Here is a 13,583-nt window from a genome sequence, read left to right as displayed (position 1 = left end):
TATGATTATGCGACGGCTGCGCTCCACCCCGGTCCCAGGCACCCGCGATTCCTACACTGGAATCGACTTCAACCTGGGCTTCCACATCAGGCGCTATGAATTAGACCTCACCTACCGCGTGGCGCCGAACCTGCTCATGGGTACCGCGACGCTGCACATGGATAATTACCGTGCGCTCGACGCGCTGACCTTGGACCTCGGCGGCAGCTTGCGGGTGGAAAAAGTCACCGCCGCAGGCACTGCCGGCACCCACATCCAAGTCGCGCGTTTCCGCCATGCCGGCCGCAAACTGCGCATCACCTTCCGCAACCAAATCCCGGTTGACCAGGAATTTTCGCTCACCATCCGCTACCGCGGCAACCCGCGCCCACTGCGCAGCGAATGGGGCATGATCGGCTGGGAAGAGCTCGACAACGGCGCCCTCGTCGCCGCCCAGCCCTGCGGCGCCCCAAGCTGGTTCCCCTGCGACGACACGCCCGACGAGAAGGCGCTTTTCGACGTCCACTTCCACACCGACAACGGATACGCCGCCATCATCACCGGTGATTTCATCTCCAAAAACGTCAGTGGCAGCATGACCACCTGGCACTACCAATCCCGTGAACCCATGGCCACCTACCTCGCGGCCGTGCACGTCGGAGATTACGATCGCGTGCCTTTGGGTGTTTCAGCATCTGGAGTCGCGGTAGATGCGTATGTGCCTGTTGGTCAGGCAGATTTGCGAGGGCGGATTTTGCAAGATTTTTCCAAACAAGTCGACATGTTGGATGCCTACGAAAAACTCTTCGGCCCCTACCCATTCCGCAATTACCGCGTAGTGATCACCGAAGACGAACTCGAAATCCCACTCGAAGCCCACGGGCTCTCCAGCTTCGGCGCCAACCACGCCACCGGCAAAGGCGACTGGGAACGACTCATCGCCCACGAACTCTCCCACCAATGGTTCGGCAACTCCCTAGGCCTTGCCCAATGGAACGACATCTGGCTCAACGAAGGTTTCGCCTGCTACGCGGAATGGTTGTGGTTTGAGGCGGCTGGGGTTAAGCCTGCTGCAGAGAGTGCGTGGGAGTTTTATCGAGCTTTGGAGGCGTTGCCTCAGGATATTTTGCTTGGGGATCCCGGCGCGCGCGATATGTTCGATGATCGTGTCTACAAACGAGGTGCGCTGACTGTACATGCATTGCGAGTGCTGCTTGGCGATAATGCATTCTTCAAAGCAGTACGTGCCTATGTGGCCGAAGGCCGACATGGACTCGTAGAACCCCGCGACTTGAAGAGACACCTCTACGCTGTTTCCACCGATCATGCTGCCTTGGATGCGGTATGGCACTCATGGCTGCGCGATTTGGAATTGCCGGAGTTTCCTTCTGGTGGTCTGGTCTAGTGCGCTATCTGACGCTGGCAACCATCATCGCCGGGCTCTCCGGCTTCGTCGTCATCATCATCGCCGCCTGGGCACTTGGTGATTCCAGCCAACTTTCCGAAGAATTCACCGCCTACTGGGGACTCTTCTTCGCTGGCACTGGAGTGCTGACTGGGTTGACGCAGGAGACGACGAGGGCGGTGACGGCTGGGCAGGCTCGTGCTGGGGCTTCTGGGGTTGCTGGGGTTTCTGTTGGTTTTCGGCCGTTTTTGTTTAGCTTCGTGGTTGCGGCGATTGTTTTAGTGGTGCTTGGCGCTTCGGCGCCGCTGTGGATCGGCCAGCTGTTGAGTAGTTTGCAAGGTGTTGGCGTGGGACTTCTTGCTGTAGGCCTTGCCAGCTACGCGATCCAAGCGACAATCTCCGGCATTCTGTCCGGTTGTCAGTTATGGAAAGAATACGCTCTGCTGATTTCCCTGGACACAGGCGTGCGCATGGTTTTAGCTGTTGCCGCTTGGTTGCTGGGATACCAATTGTTGGCGTTCTTGATCATCACGGTTGTGGGATCAATATCCTGGCTGGTCATCGTGCTGTGCTTTGGATCGGTGCGTTCTGTTTTAGGATCGGTTGCGGATGTTTCACGGGGCATTTTCATCCGGCAGGCTTTGCTAGCGATGGCCGCATCCGGTGCCACGGCAGTACTGATTACGGGATTTCCCACCTTGCTGAAATTCACGAGCCCTTCCGCGGTTGCAGGAGGGGTTTCGATGGCCGCTGTTTCCTACGCCGTCATTCTGACCCGCGCTCCCCTGCTGGTTCCGCTGCAACAATTCCAATCGGCGATCATCGTTCGTTTTGTCAAAGGCGCCTCAGGCCCATTGAAAACCCTGGCGGGACCTTTGGCGATTGTATGGGCTGTCGGCATCGTTGGTGCTGGCCTTGCCTGGTTGGTGGGTCCTTGGATCCTCGACGTTGTACTCCAAAAGGAACTCTTCGCAGTCCCCGGCTGGCTACTCGCCATGCTCACTTTAGGCGCCACCACCACCGCTTCCTTGATGGTGTCCGGCTGCGCAGCGATCGCCTTTGAACGCCACGGAATCTACCTCGCCGGATGGGTGATTGCCACAATCGTTGCCGTCGGATTCCTACTCGGACCATTTGATCTAGGCGTTGCCGCAGGACTAGCGCTTATTGTTGGACCACTCTGCGGGTTGCTGGTGCACATGGGTGCGTTTGTTGGTGGAGATCGGAAGAAACGGGTTTTGGCTGCGGGGTAGTTTGGGGTGTTTGGGGCGGTCCCCTAACTAATTCAAAGCACGAGACCTCATTGAAATTTCTTCTTCTGGTTGATTACAGAAATATTCCCAAAAGTTAGCCTGATCGCGGATACTAATTCGTGCAGGTGACTCCATACTGTAAGCGCCCAGACGAACAACCTCTTGGTTCAAGATCTCAAAAGCTATCGGCCCGAGTTTTTCCACGACCAGGTCAATACTCTCCTGATGACTTGGAGAAATCTCTTTTTCATATTCATAGCCCACCAGCAGAGTGAACTCCTCTAAAGACGTAGGTCTTGTGATGTTCACATCAAGCTTAAAAAGAAATACGGTTTCAGATACGGAATAGACAGCATCTATCTCGACCTGAGAGTTTTTCTTCAGTGCTTCGTCATCTTTTACAAACCTTTTAAAACTAACCTTGTCCCACTGACAGACAAACTCTTTAGCTTCTTTTTGAAGCTCATCTGGAGAGTGTAAACCCATTGTTTCCCTGCTTTTCTGTATTGCTAGTTTCAATCCACCGTATTCTGGTATCTCGGGTAGCGACAAGAGAATTCGAATAGACCGCACTGTTGTGACTCATAATATCTGTGACCTGGTAGACGGTCTTGGCATCACTCCGCTTTGTTGATTGCGTAATCAGAGCGCGGGTGTGTTCCTCCAATTCCTGTTGCAACCGCTGATAAGAATCACCAGCTTCTGCATCTATCACTACATGTCCTACATATGCACCAATTGCTCGCGCATATTTTTCTAAGAGTCTTGTTTGGACATTTCTCTCACCACTATTTTGATTTTCCAACCTGCTAATCGTCGATTGATCAACATCGATTTTCTTAGCTACATCTGCTTGAGAAAGCCCCTTTTGTTTCCGCAAACACACCAGCTGAGAAATCCACATGACGTGAGATTTCCCGAGATCTATCCCCAATCGAAGTGAACTTTTTTTAACCATACTCCAACTCCCTTATGCATGTGACGCATATTTATTCTTCATCCTATAGCCTTTACACTTGAGTTGAAAGCAAAAAATTTTACCCTGATAAGTCACCGCAACCACATAGTTCGCAGGACACAGTGATGCTCACGCTGATGTTTCATGGCCAAGGTAATCGCACGATCAATATCTGCTGATTGGGCTTCAAACTTCAAGTTCTTTTGCGGATACTCGCGGAAAAGCAATCCGATCATTGGAAAAAATACTCCATCATGGCCGTCCAATACATCCGTAAAGTAAATCCGATAGCACCCACCACGGCGTTTAAATGAATCCACCTTCCATTCCCCAATCCAGGGAACTTCGTCGAAACTCCATTTTCTGCTGTAGTTCTTATTCAACGGAAAATTAATTCGAGTTTGATCCGGATTTAAAATTCCTAAACAAGCCGATTCAATTAACACAGAAAACTCAATAAACGCATCTTCATCAGCTTCCTCGAGTTCCAGGAAACGCTGTTCTTCCAGAACAGTCATCCATCCCCACCGAATCTCACACTGATCCCCATCAAGATGGGCAACAGACTTTTTCCAATTAGCCATCTCATGTGAATCCCCAAGTCCCACTACCCACCCCACATATCCCCATTGATGCAAGCTCAAATGCCAATTTAACCCACCCCAGTCAAGTTTGCTACAGGTAAATCAGATCACTTTCAAATAGCTTTGCGGCCATCATTGTGAGTCAGGTCGGCTTTTAATGGGGTTTCCAGAGTTGGCGTGCACACGGAGCCTGACTAGTCCTTAACCAAATGAAACACGAAGTATTTGTGGCTTTGAAACCGATCACTAGCCTCAAAAATTTCACACGCAATTCAGCAGCGCCAAAATGAAACCCCTTGTCATCGGCACTCCCCTAATACGTAGAGGGGCAACAACAAGGGGCACATCAGTTCCGAAAAGAAGCTAGCTCAAAGTCTCTTCCAGATCATCCAAGATTTCATTGGCACCTAAAACACCAATGCCGACCATCCAGGTTTCATCCTCAAACTCGTAAGTTTTACCTTGCTGAACTGCTGGCGAATCTACCCATAGCTCTGACACCTGCGGATAAGTAGTTGCTTCAGGAGATCCTGGGATGGTGTAGAAAATAAGGTCACCATCGATCTGCCCAAAGTTTTCCGGCGAGAGCTCCATCATCGAGTACTCATTCCAATCACGTTCCCCCAGTTCAAAGCCAACTTGCTCCAGGACTGATCCGGAGAATGTCTCAGGACCATAGAGCCTGAAATTATCGGGACGGAATCGAACCATCGATGCAGTCTGTCCTTCCGCCCCGATCTCTTCCCCGAGATCCTTCGCGCGGGTGTCCAAATCTGCGATTAGTTTGTCCATCTCATCAGATTTGTTTACGGCCGCCGCAGTAATTTCAGCCTGTTCATTCCAGTTTGTGCCGGAACCTTCGGACATCACGGTTGGCGCGATGTCTGAAAGTTGATCATAAATAGCCTCGTGCCGGACTTTGGCACCGATGATCAAATCTGGATCTAGAGCTGCGATCTTTTCCAAATTTGGCTCAGATGTCAGCCCAACAGATTCAGTGTCTTTTAGCTCGTCAGCCAAGTAGGCAGGGAAACCATTTTCAGATCCCGATTCCGTGGCTCCCACCGGGGTAATCCCCAACGCCAAAAGTGCGTCGAGGTGTGGGGAATCAATGACGACCACACGCGTTGGGGTTTCAGGGATTTCGGCGGTGCCCATTGCGTGCTCCACTGAATATCCAGTGCTGGCAACTTCAGGTTGGATTGATTCATCGGAAGATGTTGAAGAGCAGGAGCTTAGAAGGAGTGCGGCGCCGAGGAGTGGGACCACAACTTTGGCAGGTCTGGCCAGAGGCAGGAGACAAAAATGCATTCCCTTAAATTACTGCAATCCAAATAATTAAGGCAAGGTTACCCTTAATAACGCCCCATGACATACCCCCGGTATGAGTCACGCCTTGTAATCCCCCTGAGCCTGTTAGGATTCACCATTTTTTGAAGGTTGGGCGCAGAATATGTTGAATTGGCACACTTTCGAGGGGTTAAAAGCGTGCCGATTCACCATTTTTTCGAGGTGGCATCCTAAAAATGGTGAATCCTAACCATCGCCATCCGACAGGCACCACAATCCCCTTACCCATTGAGTCATCCATGTCCCGCTCGACACGTGACTGCCTGAAGTTGCGAAAATCCGTCCCCAGCCAGAGGGAAAAGGCCATTTTTAATCGAAAATTTGCGCTAATCACGAGGTATTATGCGAAAACTCGTCCCCGTTTGAGGGAGCGAGGCCCCGTCGGAACGAGAAGTTGATCAGCAAGCCCACAGCAACCCAGCAGAAATCAAAATAGCCCCAATCGTCACAAATTCGACCCCCTCTAAAACCGCTTCTAAGCGCCCAAATCGCCAAAACTAGGACAATAGGTCACCGCAGACAGTCGACCGCTTAAAACGCCACACAGCACCCCACTTCACATAACCCCAAGTCGGAAACAAAAGCCCCCAACCTGCACAGATGTCAACTATTTCAACCAGCCTGAAACTATCTCCAAAAGCTAATAAAACCCTTGCACTGACAAATAAGGCGACCTACCATGACTCTGTTTCCAACACATAAAAAGGATAAAAATGTCACTTTCAGTCGTCGAGGCGATTACCAACCGCCGCGCCACCCGCAAATACACCGATGAAGCCCCTACACCTGAGCTGATCGACAAAATCGTTAACCTTGCCCTCGAGGCACCCAGTGCGTTCAATGCGCAGCAGCGTGAAATTGTTGTAATTACTGATCCGGCACAGAAGCAGAAGCTTTACGAGGCCTCCCATCAGAAACAATTCCTCACCGCGCCCGTAACTTTCATTGCGGTTGCCCGCGTGGAAAATGAACCTGAGGATTTGGAAGAGATTCTTGGTGCGGAAAGGGCTGAACGTGTCGCGGGATTCATCAATGGCCGCAGCATTCAGCAGGCACGCGAAGCAACATTAAGGGATGCCAGCCTCGCTGCGGCTTTTCTAATTCTGGCCGCCCAGGCGGAGGGTTTGAGCACCAGCCCGACCACTGGTTGGGATGAGGAAAAGGTGAAGGAAGCAATCGGTATCGGTGGTCGTGAGGATCGTGCAATTGCCCTGGTTATTGCAGCTGGTTTCCCTAATGAACAGCCGGAGCACCCTGGTCGTTTGCAGAATAGGCGCATCGACAACAGCTACTAACTCTGCCAGCTCGCCCGGACGAACTAAGGTAGACGGCATGACTTCTTTGCTTGTGACCGGAGGTGCTGGATTCATCGGCGCCAATTTCGTCCGCCAAACCGTAGAGCAGCACCCTGAATACACCCACATCACCGTGCTGGACAAACTCACCTACGCCGGAAACGCCGACAACCTCAAAGGCCTCCCCGACAGCAAAGTAACCCTCGTACAAGGCGATATCTGCGATGCCGAACTAGTAGACACCCTGGTCAAAGACCACGACATCACCGTCCACTTCGCCGCAGAATCCCACAACGACAACTCCCTCAACGACCCCTCCCCGTTTGTACACACCAACCTCATCGGCACATATACCCTGCTAGAAGCAGTACGCAAACACAACAAACGCTTCCACCACATCTCCACCGATGAAGTATTCGGCGACCTAGAACTCGATGATCCAAACCGCTTCACCGAAACCACCGCCTACAAACCATCCTCGCCATATTCAGCAACCAAAGCAGGCTCTGATCACCTCGTCCACGCCTGGATTCGTTCCTTCGGAATCCAGGCAACCATGTCTAATTGCTCCAACAATTACGGCCCCTACCAGCACATCGAGAAGTTCATCCCCCGCCAAATCACCAACATCCTGGCAGGACTGACACCAAAACTCTATGGCACCGGCGAACAGGTCCGCGACTGGATCCACGTCGATGACCACAACGACGCCGTCCACCTCATCTTAAAAAAGGGCAAAATCGGCGAAACCTACATCATCGGCGCCGACAATGACCACGTCAACAACAAACAGGTCATCGAACTCATCTGTGAACTCATGGGCCTTGGTAAAGACGCCTACGAACACGTCGCTGACCGCCCCGGCCACGACATGCGCTACGCCATGGATTCCACCAAACTACGCACAGAACTGGGCTGGGAACCCAAATACACCGACGTTAATTCCGGCATGCGCCAAGGCCTGGAGCAAACCATCAATTGGTACCGCGAAAACGAAGCCTGGTGGCGTAGCGCGAAAGACACCGTCGAAGCAACCTACGCGAAGCAGGGACAGTAAACGATGTTTAACAAAGAACTCACCATGCGCGAAACCGACATCGACGGCCTGCTGATTTTCGATTTCCCCGTCCACGGCGACAACCGCGGCTGGTTCAAAGAAAACTGGCAACGCACCAAAATGACCACCATCGGTCTGCCTGATTTCGGCCCCGTCCAAAACAACATGAGCTTCAACGCCACCGCCGGAACCACCCGCGGCATGCACGCCGAACCCTGGGACAAATTCGTCTCCGTCGCGGTCGGCGCGGTCTTCGGCGCATGGGTAGACTTGCGGGAAGGGTCTGAGACATACGGAAACGTCGTAAAGCAAAAAATTACCCCTGACGTCGGTGTTTATGTCCCGCGCGGCGTGGCAAACGGATTCCAGGCGCTCGAGGACGGCACGCTGTACACCTACCTCGTCAATGATCATTGGTCGCCCGACGCCGAGTACGCCAACGTCAACCTCAACATGATCGACTGGCCACTGCCGATCACTGAAATTTCGGACAAAGACAAAAAACATCCCACGCTTATCGACGCCACCCCCCTCCCAGCCCGCAAGGTCCTCGTGGTAGGTGCAGGCGGTCAACTGGGAACCGCGCTACGCGCGCAGTTCCCCGACGCAGAATTTGTCACCCGCGCAGAACTCGATATCACCGCAGACCTCACCGATGCGCGCGCGTGGAAGCAATACTCCACCATCATCAACGCCGCCGCCTACACCGCCGTTGACCAGTCAGAAGAAGACCGCGCCACCGCATGGTCCATCAACGCCACCGCCGTGGGAAACCTAGCTGCCATCGCACGCGAAAATAACCTCACGCTGGTGCACGTGTCTTCAGATTATGTCTTTGACGGCACTGCCGAATCCTACGATGAAACTGCACCACTATCCCCGCTTGGTGTGTACGGCCAAACAAAAGCAGCAGGAGATATCGCAGCCGCCACTGCGCCACGCCATTATATTGTGCGCACTAGCTGGGTCATCGGCGATGGCAACAATTTTGTGCGCACCATGAAATCCCTCGATGAACGTGGCATCGCACCATCGGTAGTTGATGATCAAATCGGCAGACTGTCGTTTACTCAAGACATCGCAGCAGGCATCGCGCACCTGTTGAAATCTGGCGCAGAGTACGGCACCTACAACCTCACCAACTCAGGGCAGCCTGCGAGCTGGGCCGATATCGCCCGCGCGGTATTTACCGACCCCTCCCGCGTCACCGGGGTGAGCACCGCGGAGTACTTCGCGGATAAAAACGCCGCACCACGCCCACTAAATTCCGTGCTCGAACTTAACAAAATCGAAGCCACTGGATTTAGCGCACCAACCTGGCAGACCCGCCTCAACGACTACCTCAAGGAGCTCTCAAAGTGAAAGGCATAATCCTCGCAGGTGGCTCCGGTACCCGGCTCTACCCAATCACCAAAGGCATCTCCAAGCAACTGATGCCGATCTATGACAAACCCATGGTCTACTACCCCTTGACCACGCTCATCCAAGCCGGCATCAATGATGTTTTGATTATCACCACTCCTGAGGACAGTGACTCTTTTAAACGCTTGCTTGGCGACGGCTCCTCCTGGGGAATTTCCTTAAGCTACGCCGTCCAGCCCTCACCCGACGGACTAGCCCAGGCGTTTATCATCGGCGAAGAATTCATCGGCGACGACGACGTAGCACTCGTGCTTGGCGACAACATCTTCGACGGCGCCCAGCTTGGCCGCGCTCTCAAACAATGCGCCAACCCCGACGGTGGCATCGTCTTTGCTTATGAGGTGTCCGATCCTGAGCGTTATGGCGTGGTGGAATTTGATGCTGCTAATAAGGCGGTATCTATTGAAGAAAAGCCCACCGCACCAAAATCCAACTTCGCCGTAGTAGGCCTCTACTTCTACGACAACCGCGTAGTAGAAATCGCGAAAAACATCGAACCTTCTGAGCGCGGCGAACTAGAAATCACCAGCATCAACGACGCCTACCTACAACAAGGCGCACTGACCGTCCAACGCCTCGACCGCGGTGACGTCTGGCTCGATACCGGCACGATCGATTCCATGTCCGAAGCTTCCTCTTATGTAGAGGTGCTGCAAAAACGAACCGGCAATATCATCGGATCCCCAGAAGTAGCAGCCTACCGCGAAGGATTTATCACCAGTTCTGAATTAGCAGCACTCGGCGAGGAATTAAAGAAATCCGGATACGGCAACTACCTACTGCGGGCCTTGTAGCCTGCCCGGGTTGGGCCGGGCTGGCGGAGGGGGCGTCGAAAAGCGTGCTTTTTCGGTAGAATCGCGTGAGTGAGTATTTCAGTCAAAGCACTACAAAAGTCCGGTCCAGAAGCACCTTTCGAGGTCAAAACCATTGAACGACGCGACCCACGCGCTGACGACGTAGTAATCGATATCAAAGCTGCCGGCATCTGCCACAGCGATATCCACACCATCCGCAACGAATGGGGCGAAGCCCACTTCCCGCTCACCGTCGGTCACGAAATCGCAGGTGTCGTGTCTGCCGTTGGATCCGATGTCACCAAATGGAAAGTCGGCGACCGCGTTGGCGTCGGCTGCCTAGTTAACTCCTGTGGCGAATGCGAACAGTGCGTCGCAGGGTTTGAAAACAACTGCCTGCGCGGAAACGTCGGAACCTACAACTCCACCGACGTCGACGGCACCATCACCCAAGGTGGCTACGCCGAAAAGGTAGTAGTCAACGAACGATTCCTGTGCAGCATCCCAGAAGAACTCGACTTCGATGTCGCGGCGCCGCTGCTGTGTGCAGGCATCACCACCTACTCCCCGATCGCCCGCTGGAACGTCAAAGAAGGCGACAAAGTAGCAGTCATGGGCCTCGGCGGACTTGGCCACATGGGTGTCCAGATCGCTGCAGCCAAGGGCGCTGAGGTCACCGTGCTGTCCCGTTCACTGCGCAAGGCTGAACTTGCCAAGGAGCTCGGCGCTGCTCGCACGCTAGCGACTTCCGACGAAGATTTCTTCAAAGAACACGCCGGAGAATTCGACTTCATCCTCAACACCATTAGCGCATCGATCCCAGTGGATAAATACCTGGGACTCCTCAAACCACAAGGTGTCATGGCCGTTGTTGGGCTGCCACCAGAGAAGCAAGATTTAAGCTTTGGTGCACTAATCGGCGGCGGAAAAGTCCTGACCGGATCCAACATTGGTGGCATCCCTGAAACTCAGGAAATGCTCGACTTCTGCGCGAAGCACGGCCTCGGTGCGATGATTGAAACCGTTGGTGTTGATGAGGTAGATGCGGCATACGACCGCGTTGTTGCCGGCGACGTGCAGTTCCGTGTTGTTATCGATACTGCTTCGTTTGCTGGGGCTGAGGCTGTTTAGGGAACTGGCTTTCTGAGTTTCTGTTTTAGTTGAAGTGGCGCTAGGTTTTCTTCGTTTGAGGTTGAGTAGTGCCGCCTTGTTACATCAAGTTATTGCCGGATGATGTTGGGGGCTTTGTTTCCTTTCATCGCGTCTACGGTTCCTTGAGCTGGATCCTCAAATGAGTTGAGTGAAGTGATGTAAAATAGCACTCGGATCCAACATTTCAGCTGGTTAATTAGTATTCTCCCCGCACACGCGGGGATGGTCCGTCGTTGGGGTCGTAGATTCGTCTGTGCCAGTCATTCTCCCCGCACACGTGGGGATGGTCCCTCTGGGACGGCGCCGACCGCAAAGTTGCGGGCGTTTTCCCCGCACACGCGGGGATAGTTCGGCAACAAGATTTATTTCTATCAGTTTCAAACTCAGCTAGGAAAGCTGTCTGAGACCACTATTTACACCGACCTGCTAAAAGATGGAAGCCTAAGAATGGTTCTCCTTGGCGATATGGAGCCTACCAGCTACTTTACGTGTTGGGGGTAGGGTAAAAATATGGACGAAAAAGAAGTCTTGAGCAGGCTCAGTAAAGACACTGGGTGGTCATTTAAACAGGCCACATTGTTAGATAACGGTGTCTGGGTTGGGTGGCCAAATAATGACATGACTGGTAGTGCCCCCGCATTGCTTCACCTTGACGGCACAGTTGAGGCACTATCTTCATCACCATTGGATTGGCCGGACTACCTTTTGGAGCACGTGGAAAACTTGGAGGACTGACCGCCACCCCACCTAGGTGATCAGTTTTCCTCACACACGCGGGTCAGGGATGGTCCTAGCATAGGAAGTTTTTGTACCTTTATGACTTCGTGCTCGCTTTTTCCATTACGGAGCAGGCTGTTGCAGACTATTTTTGGCCTTCAACCTAACCACTGCCGCGCATACTATTGTTTTTTCCACCAGCGGAGATGTTCGCCGCCCGAGTCTTGACACTGTCTTTTACGTTAATTTTCAGATATATGTGGCACGAGAGATTCTTGAACAGACACCATTAGAGAGGCGATTGGTGCATACCACGTTGAGTCCTGCAGTGCATCCATTGTCCTAGCAGATACCCCACGTTTTTTGGTGCTTTCAACAACAATCACCCCAATTGGACCAGATTCCGCATTTAGCCTTGTTGCAAGCATGCTGAGTGACTGCATTACGATACTAGATGCTTCATCTGGCAAGAACCCATAATTTTCGACCAGCTCTAGCTCCCATATTGCCCTGTCTTCTGGCAGTGAAGTGAGTACAACACCGCCAGTTTTCCAACCTCGGCTTATCGCACCTTGAGAATCTGGATACTCAGATCTTCCAAATTTTTCTAAAGTCGGATCACCTGCAATTCGTGCTATTGGAATAAACGTATTGCGCTTGGGGTGATGGCAATAAAGAGTAATTCTTAACTCAAAATGTAACGATCTTGAGCTTCCAACGTCTCGTGACAAGCCAATATCAAAAGCTAGTTGCTGGAGCGCAAACTTTAATGCTGATTGAACATCTGATTGATAACTTTTAGCGAGACTCCGTGCTTGATGAAGATCCTTTTCAAGTTCTTTGCACCTCTGTTGTGCAGCGTGCAGGCTCTGGGTCCGAAAGTACATTCCGACACCTCCGCAAATGGCGAAGACAAACGTTAATCCTGTGAGCGCGTATGGAATAGAAATGTCCCAATTGAAAAACTTAAAGTTTGCATCTGGAAAGATCGTCACAAACAGACTGATGATCGGAATTGATCCCAATAGAATATGAGGCCAGAAATCCAATAGTTTGATTGAGCCCTGCTTGATCGGCTCAGCTTTTTCTTCGAGAGTTTTCGGCCCCTTATTCATTGGTTGAGCTACGCAGAAGCTAACAGTTCACTTCCGCGGTGAACAGAACCGCCAGAGTTATACCCAGTGCCAGCGATAAGTGAGTCTATAAACCTATCAATCATTGATTCTGCATCCGAGTAATTTTTCGCCTCAACACCAATGTTCAAAATCACCTGGTCTTGGCCTGCAGGCATCGGCGACACTGACATTGCATTGGGGGCCTCGTTAATAAGTAGCCACTCCCGGATGCTTTCGATGAAAGAATCACGGTGTGTTGCAGGGGAAACATAAAAGAAGCACCGAGCTTCAAAGCGGGAAGAGTTTGATTCCTTCATGATGCCCTTTCATTTTCACGTGAATTACAATTTCAGTGCAACTAAGTATAGAAGTAAATTGTAGAATCCCTAAGATCTTTAAGACCGGGAAGTACTCGTGCAACGTAATCTATGGTAAAGATTTTCTCTACTGATTTAGCGCTTTACTCTGAGTATATAGCTGTATATAGCTTTTCCAACCTCTT

At 52.1% G+C, this 13,583-nt stretch carries 14 protein-coding genes; 8 read left to right on the top strand and 6 right to left on the bottom strand.

Annotation, left to right across the window (positions count from 1 at the left end; all coding sequences use genetic code 11):
• Position 1: 1 nt before the first annotated feature.
• Together N24_RS02440 and N24_RS02435 are read left to right on the top strand one after the other, a co-directional pair.
• Complete coding sequence (locus N24_RS02440) at positions 2-1,384, top strand: M1 family metallopeptidase (protein WP_096454017.1); 1,383 nt, start codon at positions 2-4, stop codon at positions 1,382-1,384.
• Positions 1,384-2,637, top strand: coding sequence for a hypothetical protein (locus N24_RS02435; protein WP_096459615.1), 1,254 nt, complete (start codon positions 1,384-1,386; stop codon positions 2,635-2,637). Before N24_RS02440 ends, N24_RS02435 begins: the two co-directional genes overlap by 1 nt.
• Before the next feature lie 27 nt (positions 2,638-2,664).
• Here the strand turns inward: N24_RS02435 and N24_RS02430 are convergent, their stop codons facing one another.
• From N24_RS02430 to N24_RS02415, 4 genes are all read right to left on the bottom strand, one after another.
• The gene (locus N24_RS02430) at positions 2,665-3,123 is read right to left on the bottom strand and encodes a hypothetical protein (protein WP_096454015.1); all 459 of its coding nucleotides are present in this window, start codon (positions 3,121-3,123) and stop codon (positions 2,665-2,667) included.
• On the bottom strand, positions 3,101-3,595 hold the full coding sequence (locus N24_RS02425) for a helix-turn-helix domain-containing protein (protein ID WP_096454013.1): 495 nt from the start codon (positions 3,593-3,595) through the stop codon (positions 3,101-3,103). The genes N24_RS02430 and N24_RS02425 overlap by 23 nt, the downstream gene beginning before the upstream one ends.
• Positions 3,596-3,687: 92 nt before the next feature.
• The gene (locus tag N24_RS02420) at positions 3,688-4,179 is read right to left on the bottom strand and encodes a hypothetical protein (protein WP_096454011.1); all 492 of its coding nucleotides are present in this window, start codon (positions 4,177-4,179) and stop codon (positions 3,688-3,690) included.
• Positions 4,180-4,542: 363 nt separating this feature from the next.
• A complete protein-coding gene (locus N24_RS02415) occupies positions 4,543-5,490 on the bottom strand; it encodes an ABC transporter substrate-binding protein (protein WP_096454009.1) in 948 nt (315 codons plus the stop codon).
• A gap of 752 nt (positions 5,491-6,242) precedes the next feature.
• On the opposite strand from N24_RS02415, the gene N24_RS02410 reads away from it, so the two are divergent.
• The 6 genes from N24_RS02410 to N24_RS02385 all read left to right on the top strand — a co-directional run bounded on the left by N24_RS02410 (position 6,243) and on the right by N24_RS02385 (position 11,984).
• The gene (locus N24_RS02410; protein WP_096454007.1) at positions 6,243-6,824 is read left to right on the top strand and encodes a nitroreductase family protein; all 582 of its coding nucleotides are present in this window, start codon (positions 6,243-6,245) and stop codon (positions 6,822-6,824) included.
• A gap of 37 nt (positions 6,825-6,861) precedes the next feature.
• The gene (gene rfbB / locus N24_RS02405; protein WP_096454005.1) at positions 6,862-7,881 is read left to right on the top strand and encodes a dTDP-glucose 4,6-dehydratase; all 1,020 of its coding nucleotides are present in this window, start codon (positions 6,862-6,864) and stop codon (positions 7,879-7,881) included.
• A 3-nt stretch (positions 7,882-7,884) separates the two neighbouring features.
• The gene (locus N24_RS02400) at positions 7,885-9,243 is read left to right on the top strand and encodes a sugar nucleotide-binding protein (RefSeq protein ID WP_096454003.1); all 1,359 of its coding nucleotides are present in this window, start codon (positions 7,885-7,887) and stop codon (positions 9,241-9,243) included.
• Positions 9,240-10,097: a glucose-1-phosphate thymidylyltransferase RfbA gene (rfbA, locus tag N24_RS02395; protein WP_096454001.1), complete on the top strand. Its 858-nt coding sequence runs from the start codon at positions 9,240-9,242 to the stop codon at positions 10,095-10,097. The genes N24_RS02400 and rfbA overlap by 4 nt, the downstream gene beginning before the upstream one ends.
• A gap of 69 nt (positions 10,098-10,166) precedes the next feature.
• Entirely contained in the window at positions 10,167-11,228 is a 1,062-nt protein-coding gene (gene fudC, locus N24_RS02390) for a furfural detoxificationalcohol dehydrogenase FudC (RefSeq protein ID WP_096453999.1), read from the top strand.
• 531 nt (positions 11,229-11,759) lie between these two features.
• The gene (locus N24_RS02385; RefSeq protein WP_096453997.1) at positions 11,760-11,984 is read left to right on the top strand and encodes a hypothetical protein; all 225 of its coding nucleotides are present in this window, start codon (positions 11,760-11,762) and stop codon (positions 11,982-11,984) included.
• A gap of 224 nt (positions 11,985-12,208) precedes the next feature.
• Here N24_RS02385 and N24_RS02380 read toward each other — a convergent pair whose 3' ends face one another.
• Positions 12,209-13,081 carry a hypothetical protein gene (locus tag N24_RS02380; RefSeq protein WP_096453995.1) on the bottom strand — a complete coding sequence of 291 codons (873 nt, stop codon included), beginning with the start codon at positions 13,079-13,081 and terminating at the stop codon, positions 12,209-12,211.
• 8 nt (positions 13,082-13,089) lie between these two features.
• On the bottom strand, positions 13,090-13,398 hold the full coding sequence (locus N24_RS02375) for a hypothetical protein (RefSeq protein WP_096453993.1): 309 nt from the start codon (positions 13,396-13,398) through the stop codon (positions 13,090-13,092).
• Between the last annotated feature and the right edge of the window lie 185 nt (positions 13,399-13,583).

The sequence above is a fragment of the Corynebacterium suranareeae genome, from assembly GCF_002355155.1.
Classification (GTDB): Bacteria; Actinomycetota; Actinomycetes; order Mycobacteriales; family Mycobacteriaceae; genus Corynebacterium; species Corynebacterium suranareeae.
The sequence above is the reverse complement of the archived record's forward strand: the minus strand, read 5'-3'. Positions and strand labels throughout refer to the sequence as shown.